The sequence below is a fragment of the Sandaracinus amylolyticus genome (assembly GCF_000737325.1).
GTDB classification, from domain to species: domain Bacteria; phylum Myxococcota_A; class Polyangia; order Polyangiales; family Sandaracinaceae; genus Sandaracinus; species Sandaracinus amylolyticus.
In genome coordinates this window covers 5,920,368-5,937,929 of sequence record NZ_CP011125.1, presented here as the reverse complement: position 1 = coordinate 5,937,929, position 17,562 = coordinate 5,920,368, and the positions used below count along the sequence as shown (strand labels likewise).

At 71.8% G+C, this 17,562-nt stretch carries 14 protein-coding genes; 7 read left to right on the top strand and 7 right to left on the bottom strand.

Annotation, left to right across the window (positions count from 1 at the left end):
* Position 1 precedes the first annotated feature (1 nt).
* A complete protein-coding gene (locus tag DB32_RS25000; RefSeq protein ID WP_053235155.1) occupies positions 2-949 on the bottom strand; it encodes an alpha/beta hydrolase in 948 nt (315 codons plus the stop codon).
* A 223-nt stretch (positions 950-1,172) separates the two neighbouring features.
* Here DB32_RS25000 and DB32_RS24995 point away from each other — a divergent pair, with 223 nt between their 5' ends.
* The gene (locus tag DB32_RS24995) at positions 1,173-1,934 is read left to right on the top strand and encodes a hypothetical protein (protein WP_169791547.1); all 762 of its coding nucleotides are present in this window, start codon (positions 1,173-1,175) and stop codon (positions 1,932-1,934) included.
* 1 nt (position 1,935) lies between these two features.
* On the opposite strand, the gene DB32_RS24990 is transcribed toward DB32_RS24995, so the two are convergent.
* The 5 genes from DB32_RS24990 to DB32_RS24970 are packed head-to-tail and all read right to left on the bottom strand — an operon-like array spanning position 1,936 to position 8,638.
* The gene (locus DB32_RS24990) at positions 1,936-3,528 is read right to left on the bottom strand and encodes a J domain-containing protein (RefSeq protein WP_169791546.1); all 1,593 of its coding nucleotides are present in this window, start codon (positions 3,526-3,528) and stop codon (positions 1,936-1,938) included.
* A 31-nt stretch (positions 3,529-3,559) separates the two neighbouring features.
* Positions 3,560-5,053, bottom strand: coding sequence for a cysteine--tRNA ligase (gene cysS / locus DB32_RS24985; RefSeq protein ID WP_053235152.1), 1,494 nt, complete (start codon positions 5,051-5,053; stop codon positions 3,560-3,562).
* A gap of 50 nt (positions 5,054-5,103) precedes the next feature.
* Positions 5,104-6,894, bottom strand: coding sequence for a serine/threonine-protein kinase (locus DB32_RS24980; RefSeq protein ID WP_053235151.1), 1,791 nt, complete (start codon positions 6,892-6,894; stop codon positions 5,104-5,106).
* An 11-nt stretch (positions 6,895-6,905) separates the two neighbouring features.
* Positions 6,906-8,018, bottom strand: a complete 1,113-nt coding sequence (locus DB32_RS24975) for a M23 family metallopeptidase (protein WP_053235150.1) — start codon at positions 8,016-8,018, stop codon at positions 6,906-6,908.
* On the bottom strand, positions 8,015-8,638 hold the full coding sequence (locus DB32_RS24970) for a hypothetical protein (protein WP_157069370.1): 624 nt from the start codon (positions 8,636-8,638) through the stop codon (positions 8,015-8,017). The genes DB32_RS24975 and DB32_RS24970 overlap by 4 nt, the downstream gene beginning before the upstream one ends.
* Positions 8,639-8,695: 57 nt before the next feature.
* Here DB32_RS24970 and DB32_RS24965 point away from each other — a divergent pair, with 57 nt between their 5' ends.
* Positions 8,696-9,646: a PLP-dependent cysteine synthase family protein gene (locus tag DB32_RS24965; RefSeq protein ID WP_053235148.1), complete on the top strand. Its 951-nt coding sequence runs from the start codon at positions 8,696-8,698 to the stop codon at positions 9,644-9,646.
* Between the two features lie 54 nt (positions 9,647-9,700).
* On the opposite strand, the gene DB32_RS24960 is transcribed toward DB32_RS24965, so the two are convergent.
* A complete protein-coding gene (locus tag DB32_RS24960; RefSeq protein WP_053235147.1) occupies positions 9,701-10,276 on the bottom strand; it encodes a superoxide dismutase in 576 nt (191 codons plus the stop codon).
* A 323-nt stretch (positions 10,277-10,599) separates the two neighbouring features.
* Here DB32_RS24960 and DB32_RS24955 point away from each other — a divergent pair, with 323 nt between their 5' ends.
* The 5 genes from DB32_RS24955 to DB32_RS24940 all read left to right on the top strand — a co-directional run bounded on the left by DB32_RS24955 (position 10,600) and on the right by DB32_RS24940 (position 17,533).
* Complete coding sequence (locus DB32_RS24955; RefSeq protein WP_053235146.1) at positions 10,600-11,406, top strand: hypothetical protein; 807 nt, start codon at positions 10,600-10,602, stop codon at positions 11,404-11,406.
* 111 nt (positions 11,407-11,517) lie between these two features.
* Positions 11,518-11,673, top strand: a complete 156-nt coding sequence (locus DB32_RS47065; protein ID WP_157069369.1) for a hypothetical protein — start codon at positions 11,518-11,520, stop codon at positions 11,671-11,673.
* 75 nt (positions 11,674-11,748) lie between these two features.
* The gene (locus DB32_RS24950; RefSeq protein WP_053235145.1) at positions 11,749-13,569 is read left to right on the top strand and encodes an NAD(P)/FAD-dependent oxidoreductase; all 1,821 of its coding nucleotides are present in this window, start codon (positions 11,749-11,751) and stop codon (positions 13,567-13,569) included.
* Complete coding sequence (locus tag DB32_RS45580; protein ID WP_053235144.1) at positions 13,560-15,908, top strand: protease pro-enzyme activation domain-containing protein; 2,349 nt, start codon at positions 13,560-13,562, stop codon at positions 15,906-15,908. Before DB32_RS24950 ends, DB32_RS45580 begins: the two co-directional genes overlap by 10 nt.
* A 68-nt stretch (positions 15,909-15,976) precedes the next feature.
* The gene (locus DB32_RS24940; RefSeq protein ID WP_053235143.1) at positions 15,977-17,533 is read left to right on the top strand and encodes a helix-turn-helix domain-containing protein; all 1,557 of its coding nucleotides are present in this window, start codon (positions 15,977-15,979) and stop codon (positions 17,531-17,533) included.
* The last annotated feature ends 29 nt before the right edge of the window (positions 17,534-17,562 follow it).

Sequence of the window (17,562 nt, the reverse complement as noted above, 5' to 3'; positions counted from 1 at the left end):
GTCACGCGCGCAGGAACGCGCCGATCGTCGCGATCGCAGCGCGCCCTTCGGGCAGCGCGCCGGCGAACGCCTGGAACACGTGGAAGAGGTCGTCGAACACCTCGAGCGTGACCTCGACGCCGGCCTCCTTCGCGCGCGCGGCGAGGCGCACCGAGTCGTCGAGCAGCACCTCGGCGTCGCCGACCTGCAGCAGCAGCGGAGGCAGCCCGCGGAGGTCCGCGTGGATCGGCGAGGCGAGCGGATGCCGCGGATCGATGTCGCCGAGATAGTGGCGGCACCAGCCCTTCAGCAGCGACGCGGGGAGCATCGGATCGACGCCCGCGCGCGACACCACCGACTCGCCGCATGCTTCGAGGTCGGCCCACGCGGAGAGCGTCGCCGCGCGCGCCGGCAGGCGCTCGCCTGCGTCACGTGCCGCGACGAGCGTGGAGATGACGAGCCCGCCGCCGGCGGAGTCTCCCGCGAGCACGACGCGCGTCGCGGGCTGCTCTCCGTCCGGCCCGTGATCGAACGCGTGCGCGAGCGCGACGCGCGCGTCCTCGAGCGCCGCGGGGAACCGATGCTCGGGCGCGAGCCGGTAGTCGGGCACCAGCGCGACCATGTTCGCCGCGCGCGCGATGCGGGTGACGAGGCCGCGATGGGTGCGCGGCGAGCCGGCGACGTATCCGCCGCCGTGCAGATAGACGAGCCGCTGCGTCACGTCCGCGCCGCGGGGCACGACCCACTCCGCGGGCATGAACACCGCGTCCTCGTCGTCGTAGCGCGGATCGTCGGGCGCGAGGTCGCGCATGAGATCGACCTCGCGCACGTCGAGGCCGGGCGTGACCGCGGCCGAGAACGTCTCGAGGGCGCGTCGGACCTGCAGCGGGTCGAGGCCACGCGTCTCCAGATCCGGCGGTCGCAGGGCGCGGAGTTGGGCGATGAGCTGTTCGAGCGCAGGAGAAGGCATGGTGCAGCAGCGGGAGGAGACTGAAGTGCAGCGGACCGAAGGGGAAGGGCGTCCCGCGGCCTCGCCGCCGGCTTGCCCGTGGTCGGGGCGCGCCGCTACACTGCCGGTCGTGCGCTCACCTTTTCGTTCGACGCTTGCGCTGATCCTCGCGCTGGCGGGAGTCGGCTGCGGTGCCGACCCGGTCGGCGTGACCCCGGCGTCGGCGACCGAAGGGTCCGTGGGCGTGCTGCACGTCGAGCGCTTCGCGGGCGAGGGTGAGCTCGAGGCGGGCCCGACGGTGCTGAGCGCGGCCTTCGCGCGATACCGCGGGCTCGACGGCCCATCGGTGCTCGGGCTCCTGGGCAGCGGCGCCGCGGCGTCCCCCGAGAGCTGCGCGTTCGTCGGCGCGGACGATGCGCTCGGGGCCGATCCGTTGGGGGTCGGGAGCGCCGAGGTCGAGCTGCTCGACGTCGGGACGATCCAGGTCCGCGTGGCGGGCACCGAGGCGCGCCTCTCGCCGCGCGCGTTCCCGGACCTCGCGAGCGTGCTCGCCGGCGTGTTCTACGCGGGCGATGCGGAGCTGGCGGTGCCGCGCGCCGATCTCGACGAGTACGCGTTCCGCGCCGCGGGCAGCGACGAGATCGCGGCGTTCGACGCGGTCGTCCCGGCGCCCGCCGAGCCCGCGGAGCTACGCATCGACGGAACGATGGCGGGCGAGGTCGGCTCGCTCTCGCGCGACGGCGGGTTCGACGTGGTCTGGGCCGCGGGTGATCCCCGCGACACCATCGAGATCGAGGTGCGCGCCCACGGCGACGTGCTCGCGTGCGCGGCGAACGACGACGGCGCGTTCCGGGTGGACGCGGAGTCCCTCGCGATCCTCGCGCCCGACGGGGGTGCGACCCTCCGCGTGCGTCGGGTGCGCGTGACGCCGGTGGACGTGCCCGGGCTCGACGACGCGTACGCGCGCGTGACCGTGACGCGCACGGTCGACGTCGACCTCCGCTGAGCTAGTCCTTCTTTCCGCCGAAGATCTTCGAGAAGAGGCCCGCGCCGCCTTGCGTCGCGGGCTTCGTCGCGTCCGGGCGCTTCGTCGCGTCCGGGCGCACTGCGGCGCCGCTCTTCTGCGCGTCGGGCATCTTGCCGCCGCCGCGCATCTGCGCGAGCCGGACCTCGCGCACCGCGTCGAGGTTCTTCGGGTTCAGCGCCGCGGCCTGCCCGAACGCCGCGACCGCGTCGCTCTCGCGGCCGAGGCGACGGAGGATCATCGCGCGATAGAAGTGCGCGCGATCGCTCTTCGGGTTCAGCGTGAGCGCGGTGTCGACCGACGCGAGCATCTCGGACGCGCGCTCGACGCCAGGATCGAGCTGGAACATCGCCCACCCGAGCGTGGCGTGCGCGTCCGCGTCCTCCGGGCTCATCACGATCGCGCCGCGCATGAGCTCGATCGCGCCCGCGAAGTCGCGACGGCGGATCAGCACCTCCGCCTTCTGATGATCCATCGCGGCCTGGAGCACCGCCCCGAGCTTGCGCTCGGACTCGGGCGTGCCGCCGCCGTCGGAGAGCACGCGCATGTAGTTGCCGCGCTTCTTCTCGTCGCAGAGCGCGTCCTGCGCCGATGTGAGCTGGTGGAAGATGCGCTCGACGAACGGCTTCAGCGTCGCGAGCTCCGCGGGCACGCGGTCGGGGTGCCACTTTTTCACGAGCCCGAAGTAGGCCTTTCGCACTGCATCGGCGCCCGCGTCCTTGGGGATCCCGAGCATCTCGAAGTAGCTCTGCCGATCGATCTCGCGCAGCACGCGCGTGACGTCGCGCCAGAACGCGAGGTGATCGGCGCTCAGGCCCGCGGGCGGCTCGGGCGGGAGCTCGAGCTCCAGCATCCTCCGGGCGCGCGCTGCGGCGGAGCTCGCGGCGGCGGGCGGGCGCTCGCTCGTCGGCGGTGCGGCGGGCGCGCTCGGCATCGAGGGGCGCAGCGACGTGCCCGACGACGACGACGTGCTCGCGACCGAGCCTCCGTACGCCTCGAGGCTTTTCGTGACCGCGAAGAGGTAGAGCAAGCGCTTGCCGATCGTCTCGCCGAGCTCGCACTGCGGCGCGAGCTCGCGCACCGACGCGGGCGCGGCGCGGATCACCTCGACGAACGCGCTCTCCTTCGGCAGCAGCTCGAAGCGCCGGAGATCCGCGCCGGGCTTCATGCGCACCGGCACGTCGCCGAAGCCCGCGAGCACCGACTCGACCACGTCGTCGCGCGAGGGGCCGCGCAGCGATGCCGCGAGCAGCACCATCGGATCGACGCGCCCGCTGCGGACCGCGTCACCACTGCCCACGAGATCGACGTCCGCGTAGAACGCGTACGGCCCCGACGCGCGCGCGAAGAGCGGCAGGAGCCCGCGATCGAGCGCGCCCGCGCGCTGCGTGAGACGTGCCGCGACGAGCGCGCCCTTCTCGAAGCGGATGCGCTCCTGGCCCGGCGGCGACTCGTTGCGCTCGGGCCACACCACGAGCGTCCCGGTGAGCTCGCGCTGATGGCAGTAGAGGAGCGCGTGCGCGAAGGGCGTCTTCGCGAGATCGCCCTGAGCCATCGGTGCCGGCAGCTCGCTCATCGAGCTTCCGAGCATACTCGCGTCGGCGCGATCAGGGGATGCGCCAGGTCGTCCCCGTCGGGCCGTCCATGAGCTCGACGCCCATCGCCACGAGCTCGTCGCGGAGCGCGTCCGCGCGCGCGAAGTCCTTGGCGTCGCGCGCCGCGCGGCGCTCGCGGATCTTGTCCTCGACCTGTGCCTCGGTGATCCCGCGCGCCTTCGCGCGACGCTCGCGGATGCGCATCAGCACCGCGTTCGCGTCCTGTCCGCCGATCCCGAGCTCGGTGTCGAGCGCCGCGAGCGCGCGCTCCGCGGCCTCGATCGCGCCGCGCGCGACGGTGCCCTTCTTGCGCTTGCTCTGCTCGACGAGCTCGTTGACCTGCTTGAGCATCTCGCTCGCGGTCGCGATCGCGATCGCGCTGTTGAGATCGTCGTCGAGCGCGCCCGCGAGCTCCTGCGGGAAGCGCGCGATTGCCTCGGGGATCTCGCCGGTCGCGACGATGCGCGCGGGGTCGATCGACGCGAGCCGCTGGCGCGTCGTGTAGACGTACTCGACGCGCTTCTCCGCGTCCTCGAAGAGCGGGAAGCCCGTGACGTTCCCCGCGTCGTCGAGCGTCCAGTCGAGGTTCAGCGGGCTCCGGTAGTGCACCGTCAGCATCGCGAAGCGGATCGCCTCGGGCTCGTGCCGCTCGAACAGCGCGCGCGCCGTGAAGAAGTTGCCGAGGCTCTTGCTCATCTTGGTCTTCTCGACCTCGACGAACCCGTTGTGCATCCAGTGCTTCGCGAACGGCTTGTGGGTCGCGGCCTCGCTCTGCGCGATCTCGTTCTCGTGGTGCGGGAAGACGAGATCGAGCCCGCCGCCGTGCAGATCGAGCGTCTCGCCGAGGTGCTTCATCGACATCGCCGAGCACTCGATGTGCCACCCGGGACGTCCGTGGCCCCACGGGCTCGGCCAGCCCCACTCGTCCGCGGGCGCGCCCTTCCAGAGCGCGAAGTCCGCGGGGTCTTCCTTCTTGCGCGTCTCGCTCTCGTCGACGCGGCCGCTCGCGCCCGACGCGAGCGCTTCGAGCGTGCGGTGCGAGAGCTTGCCGTACTCGGGGAACGCGTGGACGCGGAAGTAGACGTCGCCGTCCTTCGCGTACGCGGCGCCCTTCTCGATGAGCGTCTCGATGAGCGCGACGATCTCCGCGAGGTGCTCGCTCACGCGCGGCTCGATGTCGGGGCGCACGTTGCGCAGCGCGTCCATGTCCTCGAGGAACGCGTCGGTCATGCGCGCGGTGAGCGCATCCGGCGTCTCGCCGCTCTGGCGGCTGCGCGCGAGGATCTTGTCGTCGATGTCGGTGACGTTGCGGACGTACGTGAGCGTCTGTCCGCGCGCGCGCAGGTGACGCACGAGCACGTCGTAGACGACGTAACAGCGAGCGTGGCCCAGGTGCGACAGATCGTAGACGGTCGGGCCGCACACGTAGATCCGCGCGTTCGACGGATCCTGGGGAGCGAAGGGCTCCTTCTTCGACGTGAGCGTGTTGTAGAGGACGAGGGCCATGCGCCGGGGGTGTACCCGTACGGCCCGATCGTCGCAATGATCTCGGAAAATCAGTCCGCGGGGCGCGCGGAGACGCGGCCGCCGTCGCTCTGGGATCGACCGCTGATCGCGCCGCTCGCGGCCACACGGAGATCGTAGTGATCGGTCGAGACGAGCGTGGGATCGGAGCTCTGGTATCCCGCGAGGTCGAGCGCGCCGGTGGCCTCGTCGTAGTGGCCTTCGACGAGCTCCTCGGCCTGGTGGCCGATGCGCGACTGGAAGTCGGGCCGGGGCGTCTCGAGCAGGCGCCACTCGATCGTGCCCGACGCGTCGCGGCCGTCGCGGCGGAGCGCGATGGTGATCGCGTAGCGCCAGCCCTGGCCGCTCCACGTGCCGCGCCATCGACGTCGCGCGCCCTCGGACCAGACGAAGCGCGTGACGTCGTCGCCCGGCGGCGTGGGATCGCGCTGCACCTCGCTGCGCGCGCGCGACGCGTGGGTCCCTGCATCGTGCGCGGTCGGCGCGACGATCACCGGGCCGGAGTCGGCGATCGCGAGCGCCGCGTCGGCGTGCGCGCCCGCGTCGATCTGCGCCTGCGCGCCCGCGTCGATCTGCGCGTGCGCGACGAGGCGCGGCGGGGGCGGCGCCTCGCGCTGGGCGAAGCGCTGCCACAGCACCAGCCCACCGAACGCGCTGAGCCCCGCGCCGACGAGCGTCGCGACGAGCCCGAGCGCGAGCGCGATGCTGCGCGTGGTGGTCGATCGCGACGCGGGCAGCGACCCGGTCGCCGTCGAAGGGGAGTGCACCGCGTACGGCGTGCTCGCGTGCGGGTGTGGCGCCCAACCCTGCGGCGCGTACGGCGTCGGCGCGTGCGGGTGCACGGGCGAGGGCGTCATCGCGACGGTCGGCGGCACCACGCGACGATGCTCGTGCGTCATCGGGACGTGCGGCGCATCGTCGCGCAGCGAGAGGCCGGGCGAGAGCGACGCGAGCGCGACGCGCGCGTCGGGGAAGCGACGCTCGGGATCGCGGTCGAGGCATCGAGCGAGCCACGCGTCGAAGCCCGCGGGCACGAGATGACCGACGCCGAGCTGCGCGGCGCGCACCGACGCGGGCTCGAGCGGCGTGACGAGCACCTCGGTGAACAGCGCGGTGAGGCGCACCTCGGGGTGGTTGGCGACGCGCCAGTAGGAGCGCCCGGTGAGCAGGTAGAACGCGACGAGACCGAGCGCCCAGACGTCGGTCGCGGGACGGATGCGCGCGTGCTGCTCGGTCTGCTCGGGCGCCATCCACATCGGCGAGCCGACGGCCGCGGTGGTCGACGCGGTGGCGCGCGACTCCTGCGTGAGCTTCGCGATGCCGAAGTCGAGGATCTTCAGCGTGAAGGGCACGCCGCGGCGGCGGCTCACCGCGATGAACAGGTTCTCGGGCTTGAGATCACGATGGACGATGCCCTTCGCGTGCGCCGCACCGAGGCCGTCGCCGAGCTGCTGGAGGATCTCGAACACCTCGCTCGGCGGCAGCGCGCCGCGCTCGCGCAGCGCGTGCGAGAGATCGCGCCCTTCGAGCAGCTCCATCGCGAGCCAGGGCAAGCCCGTGGGCTCGTCGATGCCCGCGGCGACCGTCTCGACGACGTGCTCGCTCTCGATGTGCGCCGCGATGCGCGCTTCTTGCGCGAAGCGCTCGCGCGCGCGCGCATCGACGACGAGCTGCGGGAGCATCGCCTTCAGCGCGCGTCGCTTGCCGGTCGAGAGCTGTTCGACGACGTACACCGCGCCCATGCCGCCTTCGGCGAGCAGATGCAGGATGCGGAAGTCCCGCGCGAAGACGTGTCCGGGGACGAGCTGGGCCAGGGCGGGCACGTGAGTCGAGCTTAGTCGCAAACGCGCGGGGAGGGCTTGGATCGTCGCTGGCGGATCCGCAGCGCGATCGTGGCGGCGACGAGGAACGACGTGACGGCCGTCGTGTGCGTCCGCGCGCCGACGCGGCATCCGCAGCTGCCCGAGATGCTCGCCGGGTCGCGCGCTCCCGCGTCGAGCGCAGCGCCGCCGTCATCGCCGCGGCAGAGGAGATCGCCTCCCGCGCAGTCCTGATCGATCGCGTCGCCGCACGTGTCGATCGCGCCGGGGTGGACGTCGGGATCGGTGTCGTCGCAGTCGAGGTCCGCGCTCGCACCGTCGGCGTCGGCGTCGGGCGCGGGGGCGCACGCGTCGTCGGTACCGGACGGCATCGAGATGCAGCCCCACGCGCAGGGCTCCGTGGTGTCGACGCCGTCGACGCAGCGACGTCGGGCGGTGCGCGCTTCGTCGCACGTCCAGATCGGGAACGTGCCGTCGGGGCACGTCGGCGCTGCGCCGCACGTCGCGCTCGGGATGCCGCGGTGCGCGCCCTGCTCGCTCCATCGTGACGGCGACGTCGGCGAGCACGCGCCGGCGAATGGATCGAACGCGCTCGCCGAGGCACCCCCCGGTGGTCGCGTCTCGAAGTGCAGGTGCGCGCCGGTGCTGCAGCCCGAGCTGGCGATCTGTCCGAGCACTTGCCCGCACGTCACGCGATCGCCGGGCGCGACGCGCACGCTGCCGTTGCGGAGGTGCGCGTAGACGACGCGGGTGTCGCCGTGATCGATCACGACGTGGTTCCCGTATCCGAACCCGAACGCGGTGCCGCAGTTGTCGCCGCCGCACGCGGTGCAGCGATCGAAGAAGCCGTCCTGTGCGCGCACGACCTCGCCGTCGGCGGCGGCGACCACGTCGTGCCCGACGTCGATCGCGGCGAGCCCTCCGCGCAGCGAGAAGTCGGTGCCGCGATGCCCTTCGTAGGTCGAGCCCTCGCAGCTCCAGTCCTGGGTGCCCGCGGTCTCGCCGGTGTGATCGAAGTAGAACCAGTTCGCGATGCACTCGTCGCACGCGAAGGGGCGACGGAACGTCTGCGCCTCGGCGCGCGCCGGCGCGAAGAGCACGAGCGCCGCGAGCAGCACGCGCTTCATCGGGGCACCCGGTGCGTCACGCCGTCGGCTGCGACGAACACGACGTGCTCTCCGTCGCGATGGATCGACGCGCCCGACGGAGGAGGCACGTAGTCGTCGCCCCACGCGCGTCCGGTGCGAAGCGCGCAGTTCGTCAGGCAGCGAAGCTCGTCGTCGAGGATCCAGAGCCCTGCGACGCCGCCGTTCGTGCTGCCGACGAGCGCGATCGAGCCGTCCTCGAGGATCGCGAGCGGCGCCATCGTGCCGGGCGCGCGCGCGAGCTCCACCGGCTCGGCGTCGCGCAGCTCGAATATCGTCGCCTGGGCGTCCGACCACACGAGCCGCGATCCGTCGGTGATCGGCGGTGCGAGCACGTCGTCGCCGAGCGAGCGCTCGCGCCCCGCGCCGTCGATCACGACGAGGCGCCCGTCGCGCGCGAGGTACGCGGCGCCTTCGCCGAGGCGCACCGCCGCGCTCGCGCGACGAGCCACGACGCGCCCGTGGAGCACGACGTCGACGCTCGGGCGCTCGTCGGTGCCCGCGCTCGGGTCGATCTGCGACGCGACGAGCTCCGTCTCGTGCACGGCCGCATCCGGCGCGCACGCGCCCAGGCACGTCAGGAGCGCGAGCAACCGGCGCATCGAAGCGTGAGCATACCGGAGCCCCGCGCGCGCTGGTTCGCGTCTAGACTGCGCCGCATGTCGCTCGCACAGCGCTCGATCGTCGAACGAAAGGCGTGGCTCTCACGGCTCGCCGGCAGCACGCCGAGCGTGCCGATCGACGACCCCGAGACCGGCTGCACCATCTGGCTGAAGCTCGAGTACCTGCTGCCGAGCGGCTCGACGAAGGATCGTGTCGCAGCGTTCATCCTGTCGCACGGCGTCGAGACCGGCGTCATCCGCGAGGACTCGATCGTCGTCGAGGCGTCGAGCGGCTCGACGTCGATCGCGTTCGCGATGGCGTGCGCCGCGCTCGGCGTTCGCTTCTGCGCGGTGATGCCCGAGAACGTCAGCCGCGAGCGCATGCTGATCATCAAGCGCTACGGCGGCGAGTGCGTGCTCACGCCGCAGGCCGGCGGTCTCGTCGGCGCGATCGAGGAGACGCGCGCGATGGCGGCGCGCGATGCGCGCGTGTTCCTCGCGCGTCAGTTCGAGAACCCGCTCAACGCGCGCGCGCACGAGCGGCACACCGGGCCCGAGCTCATCGCGCAGGTGGGCACGACGATCCACGGCTTCGTCGCGGGTGTCGGCACGGGCGGGACGCTGATGGGGATCGCGAGCGCGCTTCGCGACGCAGGTCATCCGGCGCGCGTCGCGCGCGCGATGCCCGAGAAGAACAGCCCGTGTTTCTCGGGCCAGCCCGAGATCTGCGGCGGGATCCCCGGCGTGGTCGACGGGCTCTCCGCGATCCTCGATCCCGCGCGCATCGGGCTCGACGACGACGTGCGCGTGCTCGAGCGCGACGCGATCGACGCGGCGCGCTCGCTCTGTCGTCGCGGCTTCCCGGTGGGCCCTTCGAGCGGGCTCAACTACGCGGCGGCGCGCGCGCTCGCGCGTCGCCTCGGGCCCGGGCACACCATCGCGACGGTGCTGTGCGATCGCATGGAGCGCTACTTCAGCACCGATCTGTTCCAGGACGTCTGCGGCTGACGGAACGAAGAAGGCCGCCCGGAGGCGGCCTCTTCGCTTGGTCGGCGGCAGCGATCAGAGCTGGCTGTTCGCGTGGTCCCAGTTCACCAGGTTCCACCACGACTCGACGTACTTCGCGCGCGCGTTGCGGTAGTCGACGTAGTACGCGTGCTCCCAGACGTCGCACGTGAGGATCGGCTTGCGATCCATCGTGAGCGGCGTGCCCGCGTCGTGCGTGTCGACGATCTCGAGCTTGTCGCCGTTCTTCACGAGCCACGCCCAGCCGCTCGCGAAGTGACCGACGGCCTTCGCGCTGAACTGCTCCTTGAACGTCGCGAACGAGCCGAAGCTCTTGTCGATCGCGCCCTTGATCGCGCCCGTCGGCTCACCACCGCCGCCCGGCCGCATCGAGTGCCAGTAGAACGTGTGGTTCCACACCTGCGCCGCGTTGTTGAACACGGGGCCCTTCGACGTGCGGATGATGTCCTCGAGGCTCTTGCCCTGGAGCGAGGGATCCTGGTCCACGAACTTGTTCAGGTTCGTGACGTAGGTCGCGTGGTGCTTTCCGTGGTGGAACTCGAGCGTCTCGGCCGAGATGTGCGGCGCGAGCGCGTCCTTCGCGTAGGGGAGCTCGGGGAGCGTGAAGGCCATGATCTTCCTCCGGGGTCTCTGCTGGGATGCGGCGTCGGGGCTCTCTAGGACCCGAGGCTCGCATCGAAAGAGGCCCTCGCGACCACCGCGCCGAGGGCGCGCGCGAGAGCCCGCACGTGCGGGAGACGGGAGCCTAGGAGGAACGCACCGCGGGAGTAAAGGCCCGCTCCCGTGCGCTGGCGCGATGCCAACCCATTGGCGTCGTGCGCGCACGCGGCGCGCACCGTTCGCGCACGCGCTCGCGGCGCACGAGATCCCGGAGATCATGAACGATCGCTCAAGAGCACGGCGTGGCACCTCGGTTGCTCTAGCGGTGGCCCACGATGAACGCGACGATCGAATGGGCGCAGCTCACACCGCAGCTGCGCGTGATGGCGAGCGAGGAGCGCGCGCTGATCGTGCGCGCGGACGTGCAGCAGGACGCGCCGACGCTGCGCTTCGCGAGCGACGACGAACACGAGCGCGCGACGCGATGGCTGCTCGACGGCGCGATCCGCGCGGCGTTCTCCGCGGCGCGCGAAGAGCTCGTGCCCGCGATCACGCCGGTCCGTTGGGCGTGGCGCCTCGTGGGCCTCTATCACCTGACGCACTCGACGCCGCGCTTGCTCGAGGAGGCCGCGACGCGCTTCGAGGCGCGCGGGCGCCACGCGCTCGCGACGTGGGCGCGCGACCGAGCGCGCGAAGAGACGTCCCACGATCGGCTCGCGCTGCGTGATCTCGCGGCGATGGGCTACGACGCCGAGCGCGTGGTCGCGTCGATCATGCCGCCGATCGCAGCGCGCCTCGTCGAGATCTTCACGCGCTACGCGACCGCGCCCGATCCGATCCGCTGCGTCGGGTACGCGTACGCGCTCGAGCGCCTCGCGACGACCGTGCGCGCCGAGGACGTGAGTCGCATCGAGGCCGTCCTCGCGCCCGGCGTGCGCGCGACGCGCTGCCTGCGCGTGCACAGCGCGATCGGCAGCGACGGAGATCACGTCGCGGAGACGGTCCGCGTGGTGGCGCGCTCCAGCGGGAGCGAGCGACGAGAGGTCGCGATCGCGGTGCACGAGACCGCGCGCCTCTGCTTCGCGCCGCCGCCCGACGGACATCCGCCGGACGAAGAGATCGCAGCGCTGCTGACGCGCTGAGCGCGATCACCACCCGACGAGAAGAGCACGCGCGGGCCCGAGGGCTCGACGCGCGAACGGACGACGTGTGTCCACGACCCCCCAAACCAACCACCGCAGGAGAGAGAGCACATGGAGCGCAACGACAGCCAGCAGCAGCACGACGCGACGATCGACATGGAGACCCGCGAGGCGCGCGAGCGCTTCGAGGTGAAGGAGAGCGCGGAGACGCTCGAGGTCGTCGAGCTCGAGAGCGCGCCGCTCACCGACGTGAACTTCGGCTTCTGAGACGCGCTGCCCTCGGGCTCGTCGCGCACGAGCCCGAGGGCGCTTGCCCTTTTCGATCACCAGGAGAGAGAGACGATGGCGACGAGCGTGGAGATGGTGGACTGCGTCGTGCTCGGGGGAGGGCCCGCGGGCAGCACGTTCGCGGCGATCGCGAAGAAGTACGCACCCGAGGCGCGCGTCCTGGTGCTCGAGAAGGAGCGCTTCCCGCGCTGGCGCATCGGCGAGTCGACGATCCCCGCTGCGAACGGCGTGTTCAAGGATCTCGGCGTCTACGAGACGCTGCTCGCGTCGCCCTTCGTGAAGAAGATGGGCGTGACCTTCGTGTGGGGTCGCGATCGTCAGCCGTGGAACGCGGACTACCTCACGCTGCGCACCACGACGAAGCACGACGGCGCGGAGATCATCGAGGTCACGGGACAGGACTTCGAGGCGCTGCTCGGCGACGGCAACAAGCGCGACACGCCGTATTCCGCGTTCAACGTCGAGCGCTCGAAGTTCGACGACATCCTGCTGCGCAACGCGGAGCGCTTCGGCGCCGAGGTGCGCGAGGGCACGCGCGCGACCGCGGTGACGCGCGTGCCGGGAACGAGTGCGCACGTGATCGCGTGGGAGGACGATCAGGGCGCGCGCGGGACGATCCGCGCGGGCTTCGTGATGGACGCGAGCGGTCTGTCGAGCCTGCTCACGCGAGGTCAGCGAATTCATGACGACTCGCTCAACAACTTCGCGGTCTACGGATATCTGCGGAACGCGGAGTGGAAGGTCACGTACAGCGGCACGAAGGATCGCTCGACGGTCTTCATCGCCGCGGTCGAGAAGGGATGGATCTGGTACTTCCCGCTCGGCGAGGACCTGATGACGGTCGGCGCGGTGACGAACACGCGCCACTTCAAGGATCGCTTGAAGGACGTCGATCTCGAGACGTTCTTCTGGGAGATGCTGCGCTCGTGCCCCGAGGTCGCGGGGCTCGTCGAGAACGCGACGCTTCGCGACGACGTCCTGCCGGGCAACGCGCGCGTCGGCGCGTGCCGAGACTGGTCGTCGTGGGCGCGCGAGCCGGTCGGCGAGGGCTGGGCGGCCGCGGGTGACGCCGCGATGTTCGTCGATCCGATCCTCTCGACGGGCGTGACGCTCGCGCTGCAGACCGGGCATCGCGCGGCGTACACCTGGCTGACCGCGCGTCGTCGTGCCGATCTCCCGGCGAGCTCGTTGTGGCGCGCGTACGCGGACTACCTGCGCGGCGAGTACGGCGCGTTCCTGCGCCTCGCGCGCTACTTCTACGGCAACAACAAGGCGGCGCCCTCGTGGTGGTGGGAGGCGCAGCAGCTCGTGAACGCGTCGGGGCGCCTCTCGCTGAGCGATCGCCAGGCGTTCACGATGGCGACCGCGGGCTTCTTCCCGGTGCCGCGCGCGCTCGGTGCCGCGGCCGAGGTCGTGGTGCCGCTGCTCCAGGGCATCACGGGCGGAGGGCGCGGCCTCGAGCGCATCTACCACGTGCCCGGCGTGCCCTCGCACGACGTGCTGCCTGCCTGCGCGCTCGAGCTGGTCGCGCCGTTCCGCGTCGATCTGCGCACCGAGCCGAACCTCGAGCGCGGCGTGATCGGATCGCTCGAGGTCTATCACGACCTCGTCACCGAAGAGCCCGACATGACGCACCGTCTCGCGGCCGTCCCGGCGCGCATCGATGCCGCGCTCGCGCCGATCGCCGAGGTGCTGCAGCGCTGTCGCACGGTGAGCGAGCTGCTCGAGCGCGCGCCGAGCGTGATGCCCGCGGGCACCGATCCGCGCGTGGTGCGCAAGGCCGCGCTCGACCTCGTGCGCATCGCCGCGCTGAAGGGGTTCGTGCGTGTCGTGGAGCCTCGCGCGTCGGTGATCGAGGGCGGGGCGTGCGGCTGACGATCGAGCTCGCGCCGCGTGATCCGATCGCGCTGCGCGAGCTCGCCGACGCGGTGTCGGATCCGAAGAGCCCGCAGTATGGCGCGTACCTCGACCGCGCTGCGCTCGAGCAGCGCGTCGTGATCGACGCGAGAGAGCGCGCAGCGATGCGCGCATGGCTCGGTCGTCACGGCGCGTCGCGTGCGGCGCGCGCGGTCGACGGGCCGCGATCGATCTCGGTCTCGACCGACGCGGCAGCGCTCACGTCGATGTTCGGCGCGGCCATCGTGCGCACGCTGATCGCGGAGCGACGCCTCGGGCCCGAGCTCGCGCTCTCGCTGCCCGAGCCACTGCGCGGTCGCGTGCGTGCGCTCGCGCTCGCCCACGATCACGTCGCCCCTCCGGTGTCTCGAGTGCGCGCGACCGAGCGCGTCGTCGCGCCGCCCGAGCGCGGTATCGCGCCCGCGGACGTGCGGCGCGGGTATCGCTTCGATCCGATGCTGCGAGGACGCGGCGAGACCATCGCGGTGATGGCGCTCGGCGGGGTGCCGCGCGCCGAGGATCTGGACGGGTTCTGGCGCGCGCACGACGTACCGCTTCCCGAGATCGATCTCGTGCCCCTCACCGCGCTCGGCGCGTGCGCGAGCGATCCGAGCGCGCGCTTCGAGACCACCATGAGCGTGCAGTGGATCGGCGCGCTCGCGCCGGCCGCGCGTGTCGTCGTGTACGTGATCGATCCCGCGCTGGTCGCGGATCCGTGGAGCACGTTCCTCGAGGCGGTGCTGGACGATGCCGCGCGCGCCCCGACGATCGCGGTCACCAGCTGGAGCACGCCCGAGCGACAGCATCGACGGGTGCACGGCCGCGAGGGCTTCGCGGCGCTGCTCGATCAAGCCGCAGTGCTCGGCGTGAGCGTGATCGCGGCGAGCGGCGACTGGGGCGCGTGCGGCGGGTTCCCGCGGGTGCTCACGCCCGCTGGACCGGTGTGCGCGTCGCTCGCGCCTCACGCGACGTTCCCGGGCTGCGAGGCCCGCGTGCTCAGCGTCGGTGGCACCCAGGTCATCGACGTCGAGCGCTGGCGCGAGCGCGCGTGGAGCGCACCGGTCTCGGACGCGATCCGCGACGCGGTGCATCTGCCGCATCTGGCGAGCAGCGGCGGGTTCAGCGAGACCGTCGCGATCCCCGCGTGGCAGCGCGACGTGCTCGCTGCGTCGTACGCACGCAGCGACGGAACCGCGGTCGTTCCGCACGGACGCGCGCAGCCCGACGTCGCGCTCGCTGCGTGGGGCCCCGCGCACGCGTACCGCGCGCTGCTCGACGACGCGTGGCGCGACGACGCAGGCGGGACGAGCCTCGCCGCCCCGATCTGGGCCGCGATCCTCGCGTGCGCGAACGAAGCGCGACGTCGCGTCGATCGACCGCGCGTCGGCCACGTCGCGCCGTTGCTCTACGCGATGCGCTCTCTCCACCCGATCACCGAGGGCGCGACCGATCTCGATCTTCCCGCGCTCGATGCGCGTGGGCGTCGCACCTGGAAGCGCGTGCCCGGCTACGTCGCGACCAGCGCGTGGAGCCCCGCGACCGGCCTCGGCGTGCCCGACGTCGGCGCGCTCGTCGCCGCGATCACCTGCAGAGAGGAGCCTCCGATGCGAGCCGCCATGTACCAGCGCAAGCACGTCCGCAGCCCGAACGCCGCCCCGAAGGACTACGACTTCATCCGTCTTCCGATGCAGGTCGACGTCGCGCCGCTCGTGGACGAGCTCGAGCGCGCGGGCGCGCTGCCGTACGTGTCGAGCCTGTGGAAGTGGCATCGCGGTACGAGGTTCTGCGTGCTGCGGGCGGGCCCGCCGGGCGCGCTCCCGGGCGACGAGCTCATCACCGGCAAGGACGTCGACGCGCCGATCCTCGCGACGCTCCCGCGCGTATGCGCGCTGCTCGACGAGGCGTTCCCGGTGCGCGCGCCGCTCGCGTGGATCGGTCTCTCCCCCGCGCGCTCGCAGATCCGGATGCACGTCGACAACACGCAGCACTGGGACGAGCACCACCGCATCCACGTGCCGCTCGTGACCACCCCGGGCGCGCGCCTGATGGTCTCGGGTGGCTTCGTGCACATGCCCGCGGGGAGCGTCTGGGCGTTCAACAACAGCCGCCCGCACGGCGCGATCAACACCGGGCCCGATCGACTGCACCTCGTGATCGATCTCGCGTCGACGCCCGAGGTGGAGGCGATGCTCGCGCGCGGCGAGCGCGTCCGCGGCGAGCGCGATCGCGACGCCGTGATCGCGCTCTCGCGAGATCCGCTGGGCGATGGCGGCGCCGGGGAGCGACCCGAGGTGCTCGCGCGCATGCGAATGCAGTGAGAATCGCGCGATTTACACGTTGACCAATCTCATTGCCGCGCGTTTACAGGCGTGGCATCCCGCTGCCCATGCGCGACGCGCACGAGGCGATGGGGCGACGGCTGCGCGAGCTGCGGCTCGAGCGTGATCTGCAGCAGGCGGACGTCGCGCGACGTCTCGGGGTGTCGCCCGCGTACCTCTCGCTGATCGAGAAGGGCAAGCGCGCAGTGCAGCTCCCGCTGCTCTTCCAGGCGCTCGAGCTCTACGGCGTCGGCATGGAGGACTTCATGTCGTCGCTCGGCGAGCCGCGCGTCGACGACGGGCTCGCGCGTCTGCTCGACGAGCCGCTCTTCCGCACGCTCAATCTGTCGCGCGAGGATCTCGCGACGCTCGGTGCCGAGCCGAAGGTCGCGACGACGATCACCGCGCTCTTCAACCTCTACAAGAACACGCGCTCGCAGCTCGATCACCTGCTGCGCGATCTCGCGAAGCAGGAGCGCGATGCGGGCGTCGCCGCGGTGCCGGTGAGCGGCGAGCGCGACGAGCCCTACGGCTTCGACTACTCGCCGTTCGACGAGGTGACCGACTTCCTCGAGGAGGTCGGCAACTGGTTCCCGTCGCTCGAGGAGCGCGCGGATCAGTGGCGTCGCGATCACGGCCTCGCCGAGGTCGAGCGCGTGACCGCCGACGCGCTGACGCGCGCGCTGCGCGAGCAGGACGTGCACGTGCAGCTGGTGCGTGGCGAGACGAGCTCCGTCATCCGGCGGCTCGATCGCGAGGGCGGTGTGCTGCGCATCTCGCGCGACGTGCCCGAGCATCGTCGTCTCTTCCAGCTCGCGCACGCGATCGGGCTGCGCCTGCTCGACGACGAGAAGCTGCACGAGCCGATCATCGCCGAGACGACCGCGGGTCACTCGCAGACCGCGCGCCTCCTCAAGATCCACCTCGCGAACTACTTCGCGGGCGCGGTGCTGCTCCCGTACGAGACGTTCTTCCGCGAGGCGCAGCGACTTCGCTACGACGTCGAGCGCCTCGCGCACGTGTTCGACGCGTCGTACGAGACCGTCGCGCATCGGCTCTGCAACCTGAGCGACCCCAAGCGGCGCGCGGTGCCGTTCCACTTCCAGCGCGTCGACGTCGCCGGGAACATCTCGAAGCGCTACAGCGCGACGGGCCTGAAGTTCCCGCACGGCACGGGCAGCTGTCCGAAGTGGATCGTCCACACCGCGTTCCTCACGCCGCACGCGATCGCGAAGCAGTACTCGCTCTTCCCCGACGGCTCGATCTACTTCTGCTTCGCGAAGGTGATCGCGGAGCCGATCGGTGGCTCGCTCGCGAAGGGCACGTGTTACGCGATCGGGCTCGGCACCCACGCCGACAACGCGAAGCACCTCGCGTACGCCGACGAGATGCCGTTCGTCGACCCGCAGAAGATGGTCGTGCCGGTGGGCACGACGTGTCGCTTCTGCGAGCGCACCGACTGCAACCAGCGCGCGGCACCGAGCTACAAGTTCGCGTTCCGTGTCGACGAGTACATCAAGAAGGACAACTTCTTCTCTCCGCTGGTCGTCGAGGACGAGCTCACCCCCGCGCAGAGCGAGCCGCCGCCCGACGTGGCGATCGCGAGGCTGCGCAAGAGGCGCTGAGCAACGCCGCGCGCCGCGCGTCGATGGGG

Bases quoted from the DNA above. Each gene is read 5' to 3' on its own strand.
- DB32_RS25000 (WP_053235155.1), bottom strand. From the start codon at position 949: ATGCCTTCTCCTGCGCTCGAACAGCTCATCGCCCAACTCCGCGCCCTG.
- DB32_RS24990 (WP_169791546.1), bottom strand. From the start codon at position 3,528: ATGAGCGAGCTGCCGGCACCGATGGCTCAGGGCGATCTCGCGAAGACG.
- cysS (WP_053235152.1), bottom strand. From the start codon at position 5,053: ATGGCCCTCGTCCTCTACAACACGCTCACGTCGAAGAAGGAGCCCTTC.
- DB32_RS24975 (WP_053235150.1), bottom strand. From the start codon at position 8,018: ATGAAGCGCGTGCTGCTCGCGGCGCTCGTGCTCTTCGCGCCGGCGCGC.
- DB32_RS24970 (WP_157069370.1), bottom strand. From the start codon at position 8,638: ATGCGCCGGTTGCTCGCGCTCCTGACGTGCCTGGGCGCGTGCGCGCCG.
- DB32_RS24965 (WP_053235148.1), top strand. From the start codon at position 8,696: ATGTCGCTCGCACAGCGCTCGATCGTCGAACGAAAGGCGTGGCTCTCA.
- DB32_RS24960 (WP_053235147.1), bottom strand. From the start codon at position 10,276: ATGGCCTTCACGCTCCCCGAGCTCCCCTACGCGAAGGACGCGCTCGCG.
- DB32_RS24955 (WP_053235146.1), top strand. From the start codon at position 10,600: ATGAACGCGACGATCGAATGGGCGCAGCTCACACCGCAGCTGCGCGTG.
- DB32_RS47065 (WP_157069369.1), top strand. From the start codon at position 11,518: ATGGAGCGCAACGACAGCCAGCAGCAGCACGACGCGACGATCGACATG.
- DB32_RS24950 (WP_053235145.1), top strand. From the start codon at position 11,749: ATGGCGACGAGCGTGGAGATGGTGGACTGCGTCGTGCTCGGGGGAGGG.
- DB32_RS24940 (WP_053235143.1), top strand. From the start codon at position 15,977: ATGCGCGACGCGCACGAGGCGATGGGGCGACGGCTGCGCGAGCTGCGG.